General features: G+C 72.6%; 14 protein-coding genes. 2 read left to right on the forward strand and 12 right to left on the reverse strand.

The features are described 5' to 3' along the window. Positions 1-28 precede the first annotated feature (28 nt). The 6 genes from hutH to ACQVFL_RS05755 are packed head-to-tail and all read right to left on the reverse strand — an operon-like array spanning position 29 to position 7,900. Positions 29-1,564, reverse strand: coding sequence for a histidine ammonia-lyase (hutH, locus tag ACQVFL_RS05730; RefSeq protein WP_396697821.1), 1,536 nt, complete (start codon positions 1,562-1,564; stop codon positions 29-31). After that, positions 1,561-2,760, reverse strand: coding sequence for an imidazolonepropionase (hutI, locus tag ACQVFL_RS05735; protein ID WP_431728850.1), 1,200 nt, complete (start codon positions 2,758-2,760; stop codon positions 1,561-1,563). The genes hutH and hutI overlap by 4 nt, the downstream gene beginning before the upstream one ends. Then, on the reverse strand, positions 2,750-4,114 hold the full coding sequence (locus ACQVFL_RS05740; RefSeq protein ID WP_396697817.1) for a formimidoylglutamate deiminase: 1,365 nt from the start codon (positions 4,112-4,114) through the stop codon (positions 2,750-2,752). Before ACQVFL_RS05740 ends, hutI begins: the two co-directional genes overlap by 11 nt. After that, positions 4,111-5,358 carry an allantoate amidohydrolase gene (locus tag ACQVFL_RS05745; protein WP_431728851.1) on the reverse strand — a complete coding sequence of 416 codons (1,248 nt, stop codon included), beginning with the start codon at positions 5,356-5,358 and terminating at the stop codon, positions 4,111-4,113. Before ACQVFL_RS05745 ends, ACQVFL_RS05740 begins: the two co-directional genes overlap by 4 nt. An 11-nt stretch (positions 5,359-5,369) precedes the next feature. After that, the gene (gene hutU / locus ACQVFL_RS05750; RefSeq protein ID WP_396697813.1) at positions 5,370-7,037 is read right to left on the reverse strand and encodes a urocanate hydratase; all 1,668 of its coding nucleotides are present in this window, start codon (positions 7,035-7,037) and stop codon (positions 5,370-5,372) included. A gap of 14 nt (positions 7,038-7,051) precedes the next feature. Continuing rightward, positions 7,052-7,900, reverse strand: a complete 849-nt coding sequence (locus ACQVFL_RS05755) for a MurR/RpiR family transcriptional regulator (protein ID WP_396697811.1) — start codon at positions 7,898-7,900, stop codon at positions 7,052-7,054. Between the two features lie 164 nt (positions 7,901-8,064). Here ACQVFL_RS05755 and ACQVFL_RS05760 point away from each other — a divergent pair, with 164 nt between their 5' ends. Next, the gene (locus ACQVFL_RS05760) at positions 8,065-9,933 is read left to right on the forward strand and encodes a S1 family peptidase (RefSeq protein ID WP_396697809.1); all 1,869 of its coding nucleotides are present in this window, start codon (positions 8,065-8,067) and stop codon (positions 9,931-9,933) included. 10 nt (positions 9,934-9,943) lie between these two features. Here ACQVFL_RS05760 and ACQVFL_RS05765 read toward each other — a convergent pair whose 3' ends face one another. From ACQVFL_RS05765 to ACQVFL_RS05790, 6 genes are all read right to left on the reverse strand, one after another. Beyond that, positions 9,944-12,058 (reverse strand): acyltransferase family protein, encoded by a 2,115-nt coding sequence (locus ACQVFL_RS05765; RefSeq protein WP_431728852.1) that lies wholly within the window; start codon positions 12,056-12,058, stop codon positions 9,944-9,946. A gap of 69 nt (positions 12,059-12,127) precedes the next feature. Beyond that, positions 12,128-13,474, reverse strand: coding sequence for an O-antigen ligase family protein (locus ACQVFL_RS05770; protein WP_431728853.1), 1,347 nt, complete (start codon positions 13,472-13,474; stop codon positions 12,128-12,130). 1 nt (position 13,475) lies between these two features. Beyond that, complete coding sequence (locus tag ACQVFL_RS05775; protein ID WP_396697804.1) at positions 13,476-14,831, reverse strand: lipopolysaccharide biosynthesis protein; 1,356 nt, start codon at positions 14,829-14,831, stop codon at positions 13,476-13,478. Next, positions 14,828-15,892 (reverse strand): glycosyltransferase, encoded by a 1,065-nt coding sequence (locus ACQVFL_RS05780; protein WP_396697802.1) that lies wholly within the window; start codon positions 15,890-15,892, stop codon positions 14,828-14,830. Before ACQVFL_RS05780 ends, ACQVFL_RS05775 begins: the two co-directional genes overlap by 4 nt. Further along, positions 15,892-16,845, reverse strand: a complete 954-nt coding sequence (locus tag ACQVFL_RS05785; RefSeq protein WP_396697799.1) for a glycosyltransferase — start codon at positions 16,843-16,845, stop codon at positions 15,892-15,894. The genes ACQVFL_RS05780 and ACQVFL_RS05785 overlap by 1 nt, the downstream gene beginning before the upstream one ends. A gap of 144 nt (positions 16,846-16,989) precedes the next feature. Continuing rightward, the gene (locus tag ACQVFL_RS05790) at positions 16,990-18,531 is read right to left on the reverse strand and encodes a sugar transferase (protein ID WP_431728854.1); all 1,542 of its coding nucleotides are present in this window, start codon (positions 18,529-18,531) and stop codon (positions 16,990-16,992) included. Between the two features lie 78 nt (positions 18,532-18,609). Between ACQVFL_RS05790 and ACQVFL_RS05795 the strand changes: the two genes are divergently transcribed. After that, positions 18,610-18,786 carry a hypothetical protein gene (locus ACQVFL_RS05795; protein WP_431728855.1) on the forward strand — a complete coding sequence of 59 codons (177 nt, stop codon included), beginning with the start codon at positions 18,610-18,612 and terminating at the stop codon, positions 18,784-18,786. The last annotated feature ends 68 nt before the right edge of the window (positions 18,787-18,854 follow it).

An 18,854-nucleotide genomic window follows, 5' to 3' on the forward strand; every position in this document is an offset into this window, starting at 1 on the left:
CGGATCTTGGTGCGGATCGGCTGCGCCGTCAGGGGAGGGGGCCGAGTTCGGCCTCGATGGCGGTGCGCAGGTCGGGGCCGGAGATCACGGCCCGGGCCGCCTCCATCAGCGGAGCGAGGAAGACGTCCGGGCCGGGTGGACCGGCGACGGCGCCGAGGGCGGCGATCGCCGCCCGTCCGGCCGGGGACGGCGTCAGCGGGGCGCGGAGCTGGAGTCCGCGTACGGCGGCGAGCAGCTCCACCGCGAGCAGGCTGGTCAGGTTGTCCAGCACGGTCCGCAGCTTCTTGGTCGCCGCCCAGCCCATCGAGACGTGGTCCTCCTGCATGCCGCTGGTGGGCAGCGAGTCCACCGAGGCGGGTGCGGCCAGCCGCCGGTTCTCCGCCACGATCCCGGCTGCGGTGTACTGGGCGATCATCAGCCCGGAGTTGACGCCCGCGTCGGGGGAGAGGAAGGCCGGCAGGTCCCGGGAGCGGGTCACGTCGAGCAGCCGGTCCACCCGGCGTTCCGAGATCGCGCCCACCTCGGACGCGGCGATGGCCAGGTAGTCCGCCGCGAAGCCCAGCGGTGCGCCGTGGAAGTTCCCGGTCGACTCGACCCGCCCGTCCGGCAGCACCACCGGGTTGTCCACCACGGACAGCAGTTCCCGGCCGGCGACCGTCCGGACGAAGTCCAGAGTGTCCCGGGCCGCTCCGGCGACCTGGGGCGCGCAGCGCATCGAGTAGGCGTCCTGCACCGCGTGGGCCAGGTCGTCGCGGTGCGAGTCCATCACCGCCGAGTCCTGCAACAGCCGGTGGATGTTCGCCGCCGAGACGCCCTGCCCGGGATGCGGGCGGATGGCGTGCAGCTCCGGTCGGAACGGCCGCTCCGAGCCGAGCATCGCCTCGATCGCCAGGGCGGCGGTCACGTCGGCCATGGTGAACAGGTGGGCCGCGTCGTGGACGGCCAGCAGCAGCATGCCGAGCATGCCGTCGGTGCCGTTGATCAGCGCCAGGCCCTCCTTGGCGGCCAACTCCACCGGTGCGAGACCGGCCTGCCGCAACGCGTCGGCGGCGGGCCGCCGCTCACCGGCCGGACCGAGCACCCAGCCCTCGCCGAGCAGCACCAGCGCGCAGTGCGCCAGCGGCGCCAGGTCACCCGAGGCACCCAACGAGCCGTGCTCCGGCACCCACGGCGTCACGTCGTGGTTGAGCAGGTCGACCAGGGCCTCGGCGACCAACGGCCGTACCCCGGAGTGGCCCAGCGCCAGCGACCGGACCCGCAGCAGCATCATCGCCCGCACCACCTCGCGGGGCATCGCCGCGCCCACCCCCGCCGCGTGCGAGCGGATCAGCGCGTGCTGGAGTTCGGCGCGCCGCTCGGGGGCGACGAACGTGTTGGCGAGCGCCCCGAAACCGGTGGAGACGCCGTACACCGGGCGGCCGTCGGCCTCGATGCCGTCCACGATGGACCGACTGGTGGCCATCGTGGACAGTGTGGCCGGGGCGAGGACGACCTCGGCGGCACCGCGCGCCACGGCGAGCACGTCGGCGGGGGAGACCCCGGTGGGTTCGATGGTGACGGTCATCGTGGCACTCCGTTGCGCAGGACCTGGCGGATCAGGGGAACCCCCGGCCGGTAGGCCAGGTGCAGGTGGGACGGGGCGTCGAGGATGGTCAGGTCGGCCCGGGCGCCGGGCCGCAGCACCCCGACGTCGGTGCGGCGCAACGCCCGCGCGCCACCGGCGGTGGCCGCCCACACCGCCTCCGCCGGGGTCATCCGCATCTCGCGTACGGCCAGGGCGACGCAGAACGGCATCGACGACGTGTACGACGAACCGGGGTTGCAGTCGGTGGCCAGGGCGACGGTGACCCCGGCGTCGAGCAGCCGACGCGCGTCGGGATACGGCGACCGGGTGGAGAACTCGGCGCCGGGCAGCAGCGTGGCGACGGTGCCGCCCTCGGTGGCCGCCAGCGCGTCCACGTCGGCGTCGTCCAGGTGCGTGCAGTGGTCCACACTGGCCGCGCCGAGTTCCACGCCCAGGCGTACCCCCGGACCGGGGCCGAGCTGGTTGGCGTGCACCCGGACACCCAGCCCGGCCGCCTGCCCGCAGGTCAGGATCGCCCGCGCGTGGTCGGCGTCGAACGCGCCCCGTTCACAGAACACGTCGATCCAGCGGGCGTACGGCGCGGCGGCGGCCAGCATCGGCCCGCAGACCAGTCCCACGTACTCGTCGGGCCGGTCGGCGTACTCGGTCGGCACCACGTGCGCACCGAGGAACGTGGTCTCCCTGGTCACCTCGGCGGCGATCCGCACCGAGCGGGCCTCGTCGGCGACGGTGAGGCCGTACCCACTCTTGATCTCGATCGTGGTGGTGCCCTGCCGCAACGCCTCGTCGTGCAGCCGCCGCACGGTGGCGCGGAGCTGCCCGTCGGTGGCCGACCGGGTGGCGCCGACGGTGGTGCGGATGCCCCCACCGGTGTACGGCTGCCCGGCCATCCGGGCCGCGAACTCCGTCGCCCGGTCCCCGGCGAAGACCAGGTGCGCGTGGCTGTCCACGAAGCCGGGCAACACCGCCGCCCCGTCGGCGTCGATCCGCCGGTCCGCGGGCGGCGCGTCGGCGGCCGGACCGACCCAGACCACCTCGCCCGCCTCGACCAGCAGGGCGGCCCGGCGACGGATGCCGAGCGGCCCGGCCTCGCCCGCGCCGGGCTCGTTGGTGACCAGCTCGCCGATGTTGTCCACCAGCAGGCTGCCCGCCCGCGCGTTCGGCTCACTGGGCACCGGTCACCTCCACGATGGCCGTGGCCAGCTCGCGGGGGACGTCGACGCGGACGTGTCGCCCGTCGCGGACCAGCACCCGGCCGTCGACCACGACCTGGGTCACGTCGGCGGCGCTCGCCGCGAACCAGACGCCCGCCGGGGCCACCCCGGCGGTGCGGACGCTGTCCAGCCGCACCGTGACCAGGTCGGCGCGGTCACCCACCGCGAGCCGACCGGCGTCGGTCCAGCCCAGCGCCGCGTGCCCGGCCTCGGTGGCGGCGGTGAGCAGCTCGGCGGGGGCGAAGTGGCCGCGCCGACGGGTCCGCAGCCGCTCGTCCAGTTCCATCGCGCGTGCCTCCTCGAACGGGTCGATCACGGCGTGACTGTCGCTGCCCAGGCTCAGCGGGATCCCCGCGTCGGCCATCCGGCGGGCCGGTCCGAGACCGTCGGCGAGGTCGCGTTCGGTGGTCGGGCAGAGACACACCCCGCTCCGGCTCTCCCCGAGCAGCGTCAGGTCGGCGCTGGTCGGGTGGGTGGCGTGCACCGCCGTGGTGGCCGGTCCCAGCACGCCGTGCTCGGCCAACAACCCGGTCGGCGTCAGCCCGTGCACGGCCCGGCAGGCATCGTTCTCGGCGGGCTGCTCCGACAGGTGCACGTGCAGCGGCGCGTCCCGCTGTCGGGCCCAGTCGGCCACGGTGGCGAGCTGGTCGGCCGGGACGGCCCGGACCGAGTGCACGGCCGCGCCGACCCGGGCGCGGTCCCGGTCGGTGGTGAGCGCAGCGGCCCGTTCCGCCCACCGCCGGGCGTCCCCGTCGCCGAAACGCTGCTGCGGCCCGACCAACGGCGCACCGTCCACCCCGGCGCTCAGGTAGCAGGTGTCCAGCAGGGTCAACCGGATCCCGGCCTGCGCCGCCGCCTCGACCAGCGCCGCGCCCATCGCGTTTGGGTCGGCGTACGGGGTGCCGCCCGGAGCGTGGTGCAGGTAGTGGAACTCGCCCACGCAGGTGACCCCGGCCAGCGCCATCTCGGCGTACACCGCGCGGGCCAGCGCCAGGTACGTGTCCGGGTCGAGGCGACCGGTCACCGCGTACATCCGGTCGCGCCAGCTCCAGAAGTCGCCGCGCCCGCCGTGGGTCCGGCCGCGCAGCGCCCGGTGGAACGCGTGCGAGTGGGCGTTCGCCGACCCGGGCAGCGTCAACCCGGGCAGCCGCACCGCGTCGGCCAGCACGTCCACGCCCGCGTCCGGGTCGCCGCCGGGCGTCAACGGCGTCACGCCGGTGATCCGGCCGTTGACCGTCTCGATCAGCACGTCCGGGGTCGGCTCGGCGTGGGCGGGCAGCCAGGCGTACTCGGCGAGCCAACGGGTGGCGGTCATCCGGCACCCTCCGCGTCGGGCCGGCCCGCCTGCGTCAGCTCCGCCAGCACCCGGGCCAGGGCGCGCACGCCGGCCGCGCAGTCCGCGTCGGTGGCCGACTCGGCGGGGGAGTGCGACACCCCGGTCGGGTTGCGGACGAAGAGCATCGCCGTCGGTACGTGCGCCGCCAGCACCCCCGCGTCGTGTCCGGCCCCGGTCGGCAGCACCGGCGCGGCCAGCAGCCCGGCCAGCCGGTCGGCCAACCCACCGTCGAAGGCGACCAGCGGCGTCGCCGACTCCTCGGTCATCCGCACCTCGGTGCCGTCGCGCCGGGCCCGTTCGGTGGCCTTGGCGCGTACCGCCTCGACCAGCCCGGCGAGCGTCTCCGGCTCGGCGGCGCGGGCGTCCAGCCACCCGGTCACCCGGGACGGGATCGCGTTGGTGGCGTTGGGCTCCACGGTCACCCGACCCACGGTGGCGTGCGCGTCGCGCAGCCGGGCCTCCTTGTTCGCGGCGAGCACCGTGAACGCGTACGTCAACATGGGGTCACGGCGGTCGGCCATCCGGGTCGTACCGGCGTGGTTGCCCTCGCCGGTGACGTCGAAGCGCCAGCGGCCGTGCGGCCAGATGGCGCTGGCCACCGCGACCGGCGCGTCCCGGTCGACCAGCGCGCGGCCCTGCTCGACGTGCAGCTCCACGAAGGCCGCGAGCCGGCCCAGCAACGCCGGATCGGCACCCGCCGGGAGGTGTCCCAGCGCCTCGGTGAAACTCACCCCGGCCGCGTCCCGCAACGCGCCCGCCCGGTCGGCGCTGATCTGCCCGGTGAGCAGCCGCGAGCCCAGGCACGGTACGCCGAAGCGGGCCCCCTCCTCCTCGACGAAGGCGGCGACGACCAGGGGTCGGGCCGGGGTGACCCCGGCGACCCGCAGCTCGTCCACGGCGAGCCAGGCGCTGACGATGCCGAGTGGCCCGTCGTACGCGCCGCCGTGCGGCACCGAGTCGAAGTGGCTGCCGGTCAGCACCGCGCCACCGGCGTCCGGGTCACCCCACCAGGCGAACAGGTTGCCGTTGCCGTCCTGCGCCACCGGCATGCCCCGGGCGTCGGCCTGCTCCCGGAACCACGCCCGCAGCCGCAGCTCCGGCGCGGTGAGCGCGTACCGCAGGTAGCCGCCGCTGTCCGCGTCCCGCCCGACCGGCGCGATCTCGTCCCACAGTTCCCGGAACCTGAAAGGAAGGGACCCGTCCTCTACCGTATGCGTTAGCAAGGGACCCTTCCTCACTCGGACATCGGCACGTGGACGCCGGTCCGGGCGGCGACCTCACGGGCCGCGTCGTAGCCGGCGTCGACGTGCCGGATCACCCCCATCGCCGGATCGTTGGTGAGCACCCGCTCGATCTTCTGCCCGGCCAGCGGGGTGCCGTCGGCCACGCAGACCTGCCCGGCGTGCAGGGACCGGCCGATGCCCACCCCGCCACCGTGGTGGATCGACACCCAGGATGCCCCGCTGGCGGTGTTGACCAGCGCGTTCAGCAGCGGCCAGTCGGCGATCGCGTCGGAGCCGTCGGCCATCGCCTCGGTCTCCCGGTAGGGGCTCGCCACGCTGCCGCAGTCCAGGTGGTCCCGCCCGATCACCACCGGGGCGCTCAGCTCTCCGGCGGCGACCATCTCGTTGAACCGCACGCCCGCGACGTCCCGCTCGCCGTAGCCGAGCCAGCAGATCCGCGCCGGCAGGCCCTGGAAGGCGACCCGCTCACCGGCCATCCGGATCCAGCGGGCCAGCGGCTCGTTCTCCGGGAACAGCTCCAGGATCGCCCGGTCGGTCGCCGCGATGTCGGCCGGGTCGCCGGAGAGCGCCGCCCACCGGAACGGCCCCTTGCCCTCGCAGAACAACGGCCGGATGTACGCCGGCACGAAGCCGGGGAAGTCGAAGGCGCGCGGGTACCCGCCGAGCTGCGCCTCGCCCCGGATCGAGTTGCCGTAGTCGAAGACCTCCGCACCGGCGTCCAGGAAGCCCACCATCGCCTCGACGTGCTTCGCCATCGACGCCCGCGCCCGGTCGGTGAACTCGGCGGGCTCGGCCGCCGCGTAGTCCCGGGCGTCGGTCGGCTCCACCCCCTCCGGCAGGTACGACAGCGGATCGTGGGCGCTGGTCTGGTCGGTGACCACGTCGATCGGCACCCCCCGGCGCAGCAACTCGGGAAAGACCGTGGCGGCGTTGCCGACGACGCCGACGCTGAGCGCCCGGCCGTCCCGCTTCGCCGCCAGCACCCGTGCGACCGCGTCGTCCAGGTCGTCGCCGATCTCGTCCAGGTAGCGGTCGTGCACCCGCCGTTCGAGCCGGGTGCGGTCGACGTCCACGACCAGGCAGACGCCGCCGTTCATGGTGACGGCCAGGGGCTGGGCGCCGCCCATCCCACCGCATCCACCGGTGAGCGTCAGCGTGCCGGCGAGGGTCCCGCCGAACCGCTTCTCGGCGACGGCCGCGAAGGTCTCGTAGGTGCCCTGCAGGATGCCCTGGGTGCCGATGTAGATCCACGAACCGGCGGTCATCTGGCCGTACATGGTCAGGCCGAGCTGTTCCAGGCGGCGGAACTCCGGCCAGGTCGCCCAGTCACCGACCAGGTTGGAGTTGGCCAGCAGCACCCGGGGCGCCCACTCGTGGGTCCGCAGCACCCCGACCGGCCGACCCGACTGCACCAGCATCGTCTCGTCGTCGCGCAGGTCGGTCAGGGTACGCACCAGGGCGTGGTACGACGGCCAGTCCCGCGCGGCCTTCCCGGTGCCGCCGTAGACGACCAGGTCGTCGGGGCGTTCGGCCACCTCCGGGTCGAGGTTGTTCATGAGCATCCGCAGCGCGGCCTCCTGCGGCCAGCCACGCGCCGTACGCGCGGTGCCGCGGGCGGCCCGAATGGGTCCGGGCGCGGTCGAGATGGACTGCGTCATGTGCGGATCTCCTCCTAACCGAGGAACAACTGACGACGGGTGGCCGAGGCCTCGAAAGCCTCCAGCCGCCGCTGGGTCTCGGCCGGTGCGGCGTCGCAGATCGCCTGGAGCAGCACCATGGCCAGGGTCATCGGAGCGGTGTGCAGGTCGAACACGAGCTGCGCGCCGACCGCCGCGGCCAACACCACGTCGGCGTGCTCGGTCGCCGGGCTGACCGGCGAGTCGGTGATCGCCACCACGGTCAGCCCGGCGGCCCGGGCCTCGCCCAGCGCGTCCAGGGTCTCCCGGGGATAACGAGGCAGCACGAACGCCAGCAGCGCCCCGGCCCCGGCCTCGGCCGCCTGTTCCAACCGGTCGGTGAGCAGGCTGCCGCCGTCGTCGAGCACCCGCACGTCCGGGTGCACCTTGGCGGCGAAGTACGCGAAGTACGCGGCCAGCGGCGCGGCGGCGCGCAGCCCGAGCACGGGCAACGGTCGGCTGGCGGCCAGCAGCCGCCCGGTCTCGGCGATCCGGTCCCGGTCGGCGAGCTGCCCGGCCAGCCGGTCGAGGTTGCCCATCTCGGCGCGTACGGCCTGTTGCAGCTCGTTGCCAGCGGTGTCCGGACCGGGCGCGGCGGCGGTCAGCTCGCGTAACCGACGGCGCAGCGCCGGATAGCCGTCGTGGCCGAGCGCCACCGCGAACCGGGTGACCGACGGCTGGCTGACCCCGGCCATCTCGGCGACCTCGGCGGCGGAGAGGTAGCCGACGGAGGGCGCGTGCTGCACCAGGCAGTGCGCGATGCGCCGCTGCGTCGGGGTCAGCCGCACCCCGTCGAAGAGGCCGACCATCCGCTCGGTCGACCCGACGGTGGCTCCGTCATTCATTCGCTGACTCTATGCATGAAAACTTTCACGAAGCAACCCTTCCGTTTCCGTACCCGGTCGTGACCTGCGGCTTCGGGCCGGGCGAGGAACGGCCACGACCGGCGGGCGGGGCGAGGTGCGGCGGGTCGATAGGATCCGCACGGCGGTCGACTAGAGGAGTTGTCATGCAGCCGGACGGCCCCTACCGGTACACCCACCTGCTGGGCGGGTCACCGGTCGGCAAAGCGTGGGCGGCCATTGACGGGCAGGGCCGCTTCGTGACGGTGGCGGTGCTCGACGCCGCAGTGGCCGCTTCTCCCGGCTGGCGTGAGGCGTTCGCCGGGATCGTCAACAACCTGGCGCAGTCACCCGGCGGACTGCCCTTCACCTACGCCGATTTCTCCGCCGCCGCGCCCTGGGTGGCTTATCCCGCCGAGACCGGACCGGCCGCGGAGAAACTCTTCCGGGCCCTGGGGGTCGACTACCAGCCCGTGACCACGCCCGCTCCGCCGCCGGTGTCGGGTCCGCCCGCGCCGGTGTCCGGTGCGCCCCACCCGATCTCCGGGCCGCCGCAGCCGACTTCCGGTGCGCCGCAGTCGGTCTCCGGTCCGCCACAGCCGATCTCGGCTGCTCCGCAACCGGTCTCCGGCATGCCGGCGCAGCCGATTCACGCCGATCCGGTCTCCGGCGCGCCGACCTCGCCGGGCCTCGGTCCGTCCCTCGACGACCCACCGCAGCACGATCCGTTCACCGCCCCGGCGCGCCGGATCCAGCCCTCCGCACCGCCCAAGCGGCAGACCGGCCTGTTGGTGGCGGTCGCCGCGCTGCTCCTGGCCGCCTTCGCCGGTGGCGGCGCAGGCGTCTGGGCGATCTCGGCGGGCGGGGTCGATCCTTCGACGCCGGCCCCTGCCCCGACCGCCACTCCGCCCGCACCAGGACTCAAACCGTGGGCGGAGACCACGCCACGCAGCGCGGAGGAGCGCACCCTTGCCACCGCGGCGCCGTCGATGGTCTTCCTGGAGGCCGTCCTCACCGGCTTTGTCCGCAACCGGCAGGACGACGCACTGCTGCACCCGGAGCCGTTCACCTTCAGCCGTCGGTGCACCGGGGTCGTGGTCAACAACGACGGCCACGTGCTCACCAACGGGCAGTGCGTGCAGCCCACACCGGACATCCTGCTCGAACACGCGCTCGGCTCGTTGGCCGACACCCGCGTGGCTGACGGCGAGCTGAAGGCCGCCGAGGTCCGTGGCTTCGTCCGGGCCCGACTGGCGAGCAGTGTCTTCACCGGACCCGAGGCGGGTACGCCACCGGCGGCGACCCTGCACGGACAGTTGAACGTGGCGAAGGGTGACCTCAAGGACGGCGCGGCGATCCCCGGCGCGGTGGTCCGTGTGCTCGGTCTCGACGAGGGCAACCTGGCGCTGGTCAAGCTCGACCAGGCGAACCTGCCCGCCGTCGAGCTGAACACCTCGGCCACCGTCACCGCTGGGACGGCGTTGCACGCCCTCGGTTACGGTACGACCGACACCGACTACCGCTCCGCCGCCTACCAGGTCCTGGCCAAGCCGGTGCAGGTGACCGAGTTGGACGTCGAGTCGTCGACCTACCGCATCAACGAGGACATCGGCTCCTCGTCCCGAGGCGGCATCGTGGTCGACGGGCAGGGCCGGGTGGTCGGGATGCTCGACAACGACCTGTTGCAGCCCGACCGGCCGAACCGCCTCGTGGTCCCGGTGTCCCGGATGACCGGACTCCTCGACGCCGCCGGTGTCGAACACGCTCTCGGCGCCCCGGACCGGCTCTACCGCAGCGCCCTGGACGCATACTTCGGTGACGACGAGGCCGAGGCTGCCGCCCGGTTCGCCGAGGCGGCCGAGGCGGCACCGACGAACGCGTTGGCGCAGGCGTATCGGGAGGCGTCCGTCGCCGCCGGCGGCGAGACGCGGTCCCGGCCCGGCTGGGCGGTACCGCTGCTCGTCGCGGCCGGAGTCGCTCTGATGGGTGGGATCGCGGTCCTGGTCCTGTTGCGGCGGCGACCGAACGCACGGTAGTGCTCAGGGGCTAGTCGGTCGACGGCGGACCGAGGACCGGAGTCAGCGCGTCGTCGAACAGCGGTGCCAGTCGGCGAGCGTAGTCGGACGTGACGTGGTTGCCGTCGCGTCGGACGATGACTCCGCCGATGAAGATGGGGCAGCGGCCGGAGAGACAGAACCAGTCCGTGGTGGGGACGTACCAGGATCCCTTCGCACCCCAGACCCGGCGGTCGGCCTCGGCGTACGACCGGTACTCCGCCGAAATCGTCGAGACGCAGTCGCGGGGCGCGGAGAGCCGGGTGATACAGGTCTTCGGGTCAGGGCCCAGCGGCGGTGGTTGCAGGGCCACCACCCGGCTCGCCGGAGCGAGCCACCTCTGCTTGGCGTCACGGGTGGCCTGCTCCCATTCGGCCAGTGACGGGTTCCCGCCGGTTTCGGCGAACCGCTGCCGGTAGGCGTTGCTGACGATCACCAGATCGGGCCGGCTGTTCTCGATGACCGTGCGTACGGCCCGCCGGTGACCAGGGCACGCTTTGGTGATGCTCGCGGTCGGTGACACCGTGTCCGAGGCGAGGAAGGGGCAGCCGGCGTAGGTCAGGTCCCGCACCTGCCATCCGTCCGGCTCCAGTACCCGCCGCACCAACGGCAGCCAGGCGCTGCCGATCGAGTCCCCGACGACGACTGCCAGCCTGCGGGGACGCGGCGTGACGGTGCAGTCGTTGCCGTCCGGCACCGAGGGCGCACAACCCTGGCCGTCTCCCCGCGTGAAGCCCAGAGTGCCCAGTTCGCCCGGCGGAGGGGTGAGCACCGGCCAGTCGGATGCGCCGAGTGCCGCCTCGATCTGCTGGGACAGTTCCCGCTGCGAGGCGACCACCGCCACCTCCGGTACGACCGGCGGCGACGACGAGGTACGGACCGCGACCGTGCCCACCGTGACCGTCACCCCGGCCAGCGCCACCAGACCGGTGGCACGGCGGAACCGGGCCACGCCGGTGAGCTGCCGGGACGTACCCTGAGGCCGGCGCTCCAACCAGGACGACCGGCGGATCGGATTCTCCACCAGATGGTAGGAGAATACCGAGAGCACCGCCGTGCCGCCGATTGTGAGCAGCGCGACGACGTGTCCTCCGGTCGGCAGGGCGGCGCCGATCAGGATGAGCAGCGGGAAGTGCCAGAGGTACAGCGAGTAGGAGATGTCGCCGACGTAGCCGACCGCCCGGTTGGTCAGCGGGAACATCAACCGCTGGCCGCCGACGCCACCGGCGATGACCAGGGCCGTCGAGATCACCGCCAGGAAGGCGCCCGGGACCGGGAAGGGCGACTGCGCGGTGATGACGAGCACCGAGACGACCAGGCCGGTCAGCCCGAGCCACTGGTATGCCGGGCGGGCCGGAGCCGGTATCCGCGCCAGCAGCGGCACCGCCACCGCGAGCAGTGCCCCGACCCCGAGTTCCCAGGCGCGGGAGAGGGTCGAGAAGTACGCGACGGCCGGGCGTTGGCCGACCTCCCACAGGGCGAACGCGATGGAGGCGACGACCACGGCCGTCAGCACCACACCGACCGCCCACCGGGACCGGCTACCGTACCGGCCCCGCCGGGCGGCCAGGCCGAGCACCGCCACCAGCAGTACCGGCCAGACCAGGTAGAACTGCTCCTCGACGGAGAGCGACCAGTAGTGCCGTAGCGGTGAGACCGGTCCGTCGGTCTGCCAGTAGTCCGTGCCGGTGGACGCGAACCGCCAGTTGGCCGCGAAGAGACCGGCCCAGAGCGCGTCCCAGGCCGTCGCCCGGACCCGCTCGCCGAGGAACAGCAGCGACGACGCGAGGTACGTGCTCACCAGGACGAGCACCGCCAGCGGCAGGATGCGGCGGACCCGTCTCCGGTAGAAGTCGGCGAAGGAGATCCGCCCTCGTCGATCGTGCTCGTCGAGCAGCAGGCCGGTTATCAGGAAGCCGGAGACGACGAAGAAGACGTCGACGCCGACGAACCCGCCGGCCGGCCACCCGACGACGTGTTCGAGGATCACCACCACGACCGCGAACGCGCGCAGTCCCTGGATGTCCGGGCGGAAACCCGACCCGGGCGCCGACGGCCGCCCAGCGGCGGCGCGACGAACCGGCGCCGTGAGGGAGCCTGACGACATCGGGTCCTTCCTCACACCAGCGGACGTGCGGCCCGCGAGGACCGGGGCGGAGACCGGTCCGGTGCCCGGTCAGTCACGCGCCTCGGTGCGGGCGCGGCCGAAGGAGGGCCGGCCGGTCCTCTGGCGGAGCCTGGCGAGCACTCCCGGCCGATGGTCGACCGTCACGTCGACCGGGACGGGGTCGGTCGATCCTAGCGCGGACACGGTCAGCACCATCAGGACGAAGATCCAGGTGAGTCCGTCGACCGAGAGTGGATTCCAGACCACCTCGGTGAACGAGTAGATCACGAAGAGCGCCACCGGTGCCTTGGCCGAGAACGCGCGGCCGTCGACGACGGGCGCGCGAAGGAGCGTGGCCAGCAGCAGGCCCCACAGCGTCAGCGCGACGAAGCCACCAGCGAAGATGGCGAGCACGTACCCCGAGTGGAAGAAGTGGTGCGGTGCCTCGCCGATGTCCCGCAGGTGGTACCACTTGGAGACGCCTACCCCGGTGCCCTCCGAACCGGCGATGTACTCCCGCACGTGGATCCAGATGTTCCCCCGGTTGCTCAGGGTGCTCTTGGAGGCGCTCCAGGTCAGATACGTGGCCACGGCGGCGGCACCGACGACCAGCGACACGCAGAGGGCGACGTGGATGTGCTGGTACGGCCGGCGCCACTGGAGCACCCATGCGCCGAGCACCCAGATCCCGACGGCGGCCAGCGCCAGGTAGCTCGTCCGGGACCCGGTCGCCACGATGACCAGTAGGCAGAACGCCACCACCGCCCACCGTTCGGCCCGGCGCAGCCCGCAGACGGCGGCGACCAGCGTGAACGAGGTCAGTAGGGCGATGTAGTTCTCGGAGTCGTAGAAACTCTTGAACAGCCCGCCCGCCACCGAGCACTTCTGCAACTGCCCCTCGGTGCAGGCCCGCCACGCCTGCCCGTAGACGGCCGTCGGAATGGTGAGCAGAGCCAGGACGGCCAGCCCGGTGTAGGCCATCGCGGCGAGGCTCACCGGGGCGCCCGCCGCCAGCAACCAGACCGCCACCAACAGCAGACCGGCGGCGGCGTACGCCGGCAGGCGTGACCCGTACACGCCGTCACCGGTCAGCACGTCGACACCGACGCACCACACGAGCACTGCCCCGGCCAGCACCAGACAGATCCGTCGCCAGATCTCGGGCGGACCGGCCAGCCGTCCACGACGTACCACGAGCAGCCAGACGACCAGGGCGAACACCAGGACGCCGATGAGCGCCGACGAGTGGTCCCCGGCCAGTACGGGCGCGGCGTTCGCGAGCACCGCGAATCCGATGAGCGCGACCGCGGTCGACGCGTCGCCGAAGCTGTCGGCGACCGCCTTCCGCGCGTACAGCAGCCAGCCGGCCACCGCGAGACCGGCGGCGCTCAGCAGGACACCGAAGAGTGTGGTCACCTCAGACCCTTTCCATGGGACGTGGTGCACCGGGCGTGCCTGCCGGGTCGCGGCGGACCGCGACGACGAGACATCCCCAGAGCAGTACGGCGAGCAGCGCGTCACAGGCCAGGCTGGAGTAGACGGCGCCCTGCCAGCCGTACGCCGGAATGAGCCACAGGTTGAGCAGAACGTTCAGTACGCCGACGCCGATCTGGCAGACCGTCCGGCGCCCCTGCATCCGGGCTCCGGACAACGCGTCTGCGGCGAGGTAGTGCAGTGACTTCAGCACGAGCAGTGCGCTCAGTCCCTGGAGCGCCGGCACGGCTGCCTCGAAGTCGGCACCGAACACCAGCGGCATCATCCAGGAGAAGGCGACCAGCAGCAGGCTCACCGGCACGCTGAACGCCAGGAAACGCGGGAGCAGGCCCCGGGCCATCCGCAGGGCCGCCCGGGGTCCGTTCCGACCCGCCTCGAAGAACCGGGGGTAGGCGATCGCGCTCATCGACCGTGCCGGGGTGTACGCCAGATCGACCACCCGGTAGGCCGCGGCATAGATGGCGGCGCTCTCGGGGGTGCCCAGACGCGACAGCATGACCTTGTCGACGTCGTTGTAGACCGACTGTGCCGACAGTCCGACGGCGAAGAGCATCCCGGTTCGGGCCTGCCCGAGTGAACCTCGGACGCTGATCCCGTGCCGGCCGCCGCCAACCAGGCCGTACAGGATCACCGGCACGCACACGACGACGGACAGCGCCACGGACGTCACCGCCCAGTCGTGCAACGTGATCGGTTCCGCCGCTATGGCCAGCACCACGGCACCCGCCAGCCGACAGACGTGCAGCAGGGCCGGGATCAACGCGGCGAGCAGGATCCGACCGCGTACCTGGATCGACGCCGCCACGGCCTCGATGAGCCGCCACGCGACCAGATCGGCGAAGGCCAGACAGAGCAGATCCACCAGCCCGACGTCGGCGCCCCAGATGACCAGCCCCGCAGCGGCGACCAGGACGGTGGCCGCGCAGCCGAAGACCGTGGACAGGAACAGCCCACGAACGAGGTGACGGGACCACTCGCCCGGCGAGTCCGCGTAGTTCTGCATGATCAGGCTCGGCGCGCCGGCCGAGGCGAAGGGCGAGACCACCGCGACCAGAGCGGTTACCCCGACGAAGAGGCCGTAGGTGCTGATCGGCATCTCCCGCGCCAGCAGCACGAAGAGGGCACCCTGGGCGAGGGTGCGCAGCAGTGTGCCGGTGAAGAAGGTGCCGGACTTGCGCAGGAAACCGTCGCCTCGCCCGACGCGGAACGGCGTCCGCTGCTCGGATCGTGGGCGTTCGTCGGCGCCCGGGCGTGCGGCGTCCTCGGGCAGCGCCGTCACGTCAACGCCTCCACCCACCGGCCACCGACCGCGGCCGGGTCCAACTCGCTGCGCCGGGCGTGCCACGCCTTCTCGAAGTCCGTGACGCCTGGACGCCCGTCGCCGGTCGACCGCACGATCGCGGCGGCGAGCGCCTCGGCCGAGGTGTCCGCCGCCAGCGTGCCCGGAACGAAGGTCGGGATCATCTCGTCCAGGGCGGGCACGGGCAGCGCGGCCACCGGCAACCCCGCCTCGGCGGCCTCCACCAGACTGAAGCCGAACGTCTCGGCGCGGGACGGGTGAACCAGCACATCAGCCTCGGCGAGGAGCCGGGCCACCGTCGGGACCCGGCCGAGGAAGGTCGTCCGGTCCTGCAACCCGAGCCGGCGCGCCGTGTCGTGCAGCAGGTCGCGCTCCTCTCCGTCCCCGGCGAGCGTCAGGTGGTAGTTCGCGGGCAGCAGGGCGAGCGCTTCGAGCGCGCAGGAGTGGTTCTTGTAGGGCCGGAAGGCGGCGGTGGTGAGCAGACCGATCCGCGTCCGGTCCACGACCTCGCGTGGTCCGACGAACGGCTTGGTCGGCAGCGGGTTGGGGACCGTCACCACCCGCTGCTCGGGAGCGAGTCGCCGGACGGTCCGCGCGACACCGTCGGAGACGGCGACGACGAGTCGGGGCCGCAACGCACGGGCCCGGGCCAGCCGGGCGAGCATCCGGACCCGGCCGTCGATGCGCAGCCGCTCCGGCAGCAGCGAGTGTTCCCAGGCGACGTAGCCGCGACCGGTCCCGGTCAGTGCGGCACCGACCGGGACGCTGCCCCAGAGACCGCTCGCCACGATCTGCGCGTCCGCCGGGAGCCGTTGCAACCGGCGCCGTAACGGCGGGACCGCCTCCATCAGGCGGGTGATCCGGGTGCCGAGCCCGAGCGTGTCGACCGCCAGGTCGCCCAGGGCGGCCGGGACGGACCCCGACAACGCGGTCGCGGACACCTCGACGCCCTGGTCCCGCAGGCCCCGCATCAGCAGCGCGGCGGCGAGTTCCATCCCGTACAGCGGTTCCAGTTGGGGGAGCACGAAGTGCAGACGCATCACTGCTGCCCACCCGTCGGCACGTCGCCGGTGGCCCGGGACCCGCGCATCGCCACTCGTTCGAGCGCGGCGCGCGGCACGAGACCGAGCGCCGCGAGAACGGTGTTGCTCGCCGACGGGACGGAGTTGCGACGGATGGCACGCACCATCTCTCGTACGCCCTCGCGGTCGCGGGCCTGGAGCGCGTACCGCAGGGTCTGTGCGGTGACGAAGTCGGCGAAGGTCTCCGGTGCCCAGACACCCTCCCATCGTTGGACCCAGGACCAGGAGGTGCGCCAGTCGGCACCGGCCGAGATCGAGCCGGGGCTGCCCACCGTGTAGACGGCGGTCGCCTCCTCGATCTGCACGATCTTCGCACCCGGCAGTCGGGCCGCCCGGACGAGCCAGTCCCAGTCCTGATGCCGGGGCAGCGACTCGTCCCACGGGCATTGCAGGGCCAATGCCATGGTGGTGAGCAGCGTCGAGGTGGGCAGCGACTGGCGTGCCACCCCGAGTTGGCGTCGACGGAAAAGGTAGTCCTCCGGTAGCTGGCCGTCGGCGATCAGCGTGCTCGGCACGGCGGAGGGGAGCGGGCTGCCGCCCGCCTTGCGCTGCAGCGTCCGCGACGACACCACCGGCGACCAACCCTCGCCGGCCAGCCGCTCCAGGACGGGCAGTTGGGCGGCGAGCTTGCCGGGCAACCACGCGTCGTCGTCGTCGAGGAACGCCACGTGGCTGTCCGGCGCGGCGTGCCGTACGCCCAGGTTGCGCGCGTGTGAGCCGCGTCGTCCTCCGCCGGTGCAGACGATATCGTCGATCTGGCCACGCAGCTCGGATACGTTGGCGGGTATCTCGGCCAGATCGCAGACGACGACCACGTGCACCGAGACACCCTGTTGCGCGCGGGCGGTCGCGACCGCCTCGGCGAGGCTGGGTCGACCCGTCGTCGGGATGACTACCGAAACGTCCGGCATCGGGAGATCTCCAAGCGGTTCGGCTGCGCGCATCGGAGGCGGAGCCGGTGGGTTCAGGGGCACGTCGGTCGGGCGTCGCCGGTCGGGGGCGAGGTGATGAGGTCGCCGGTCCGGTCCGGCGACGGCACGGCTATGACAGATCGGTCAGCGACCACCACCGCGGAACACCTCGGCCACGGTCCGCAGGAGCACCTTGGCGTCCAGCCACAGCGACCAGTTCTCGATGTAGTAGTTGTCGAAGCGGGCTCGATCGGAGATCGGTGTATCGCCTCGCAAGCCACTGACCTGGGCGAGGCCGGTGAGGCCCACCGGCACCCGGTGACGCATGGCATAGCTGGGGTACTCGGCGGAGAACTTCTCCACGAAGTACGGGCGCTCCGGGCGCGGCCCGACCACACTCATGTCGCCCTTGAGGATGTTCCAGAGTTGTGGCAGTTCGTCCAACGACGTACGCCGGAGGAAACGTCCGATCGTAGAGACCCGGCGGTCGTGCGCGATCGACCAGTTGGTCTGCGACTCCTGCTCGTCCAACGGCCGCATGGTGCGGAACTTGATGATGTCGAAGGGCCGGCCGTGCCGGCCGACGCGTTCCTGCCGGAAGACGACGCCGCGTCCGCCGTCGACGAAGGCGAGCGAGGCGCAGAGCAGCAGCAGCGGGCTGAGCAACAGCAGGGCCGAGCCGGCGAAGAGCACGTCGGAAGCGCGCTTGAGCGCCCAGCGCGGCCCGGACAGGGTGGTGTCGCCCACCTTGACGATCGGTATGGCGCCGATGTGGTCGCCGTGGGACCGGGAGCCCCAGAGGCGAGGGGCCGCCCACAGGTCGCAGGTGGCGACCGCCGGCTGCCGGAGGATCTCCATCAGTACCAGTTCGGGACAGTCCGGATCAGCGATGATCAGTACTTCGCACTCGGTCAGCCGGACCAGGTGCCCGAGCTGGTCCAGCGTCCCGATCACGGGCACCATGGACGAGGTCGCCGGTGACGGGCTGTCGACATGCCCGACGAACCGCAGACCGTAGCGGGGGTAGCGACGCAGCAACCGGGCCAGTTCCACGGCGGTGGGTCCACTGCCGATGATTATTGCGTTGTGCTCCACCCATCGGCGACGGCGGGCCAGGGTGGCGATCTCCCGGGTGAGCAGGCGACCGGCCAGCACCAGGAGGGCTGCGACGGCCATGCCGCGGATGAACCCGACGAGGTACTGCGGGGAGTCGTGGCGCAGCGCCGCGATGATCACGACGATCGCCGAGGAGGCCAGCAGTCGGCCGCAGAGGCTCGGCAACTCGTCGAGGATGCTCACGTGGCGGCGGGCGCGGTAGAGCCCTCCGGCGGCGAAGACGGCCACCGTCAGGACAGTCATCGCGAGGGTGCCGCGCCAGTGCTGCGTCGTGACGGCGAGCGGCGACAGCAGCGCGGCGACGTCGACCGGTGCGGTCAACATCCAGGCACGCAGCGCACGGGTGCGGGCCGAAGCGCGGGAACCTGCGTACGGCAGCACCGTGGTCACGTCGAGACCGGGTCCCGGGTCGGTGTTCTCCGCCGCGAACGCGGTCGGGGTCTCGGTCACCTGCGGAGCGCGGTCCTCGTGCTCCGGATCCACTGCCGGGGGCTGCTCGTCCAGGATCGACATCCCCACGTCGTCGGGCACGTTCGTGGTCGGACAGCCCACGACAGGTTGCCTCGACATGTCCAGTTCCTCTCCCCCGCGGAGTGACCGCCGTTGGCGTCGCAGCCACCGGAGCGAACGCAGGATACGGGGGCCCTGGTGACAGCCGCCAGACCCGGTGGGCCAATAGATGAGCTACTTTCCGGCTACCACCGGGGATACGGTGCGGCCTGTCTGTTCGACGAGGATCTCCGTCCCAAACCGGCGTACGCGGCACTCGTCGACGAGCTCGGCCGGCTGACCGAGCCGACCGTGACCCCCACCGAGACACCCTGAACCTTCGTCCATCGTGCACCGTACGGTTGGGCACTCGTGGCGTTCGTTATCGTCACGGCTGACGAGGC

The organism is Verrucosispora sp. TAA-831, assembly GCF_050780145.1.
In the GTDB taxonomy this organism is placed as follows: domain Bacteria; phylum Actinomycetota; class Actinomycetes; order Mycobacteriales; family Micromonosporaceae; genus Micromonospora.

Coding starts and splice junctions, on each gene's coding strand:
- ACQVFL_RS05790 (WP_431728854.1), bottom strand. CDS start 18,531: ATGTCGAGGCAACCTGTCGTGGGCTGTCCGACCACGAACGTGCCCGAC.
- ACQVFL_RS05740 (WP_396697817.1), bottom strand. CDS start 4,114: ATGACCGCCACCCGTTGGCTCGCCGAGTACGCCTGGCTGCCCGCCCAC.
- ACQVFL_RS05785 (WP_396697799.1), bottom strand. CDS start 16,845: ATGCCGGACGTTTCGGTAGTCATCCCGACGACGGGTCGACCCAGCCTC.
- ACQVFL_RS05765 (WP_431728852.1), bottom strand. CDS start 12,058: ATGTCGTCAGGCTCCCTCACGGCGCCGGTTCGTCGCGCCGCCGCTGGG.
- ACQVFL_RS05755 (WP_396697811.1), bottom strand. CDS start 7,900: ATGAATGACGGAGCCACCGTCGGGTCGACCGAGCGGATGGTCGGCCTC.
- ACQVFL_RS05780 (WP_396697802.1), bottom strand. CDS start 15,892: ATGCGTCTGCACTTCGTGCTCCCCCAACTGGAACCGCTGTACGGGATG.
- hutH (WP_396697821.1), bottom strand. CDS start 1,564: ATGACCGTCACCATCGAACCCACCGGGGTCTCCCCCGCCGACGTGCTC.
- ACQVFL_RS05760 (WP_396697809.1), top strand. CDS start 8,065: ATGCAGCCGGACGGCCCCTACCGGTACACCCACCTGCTGGGCGGGTCA.
- hutU (WP_396697813.1), bottom strand. CDS start 7,037: ATGACGCAGTCCATCTCGACCGCGCCCGGACCCATTCGGGCCGCCCGC.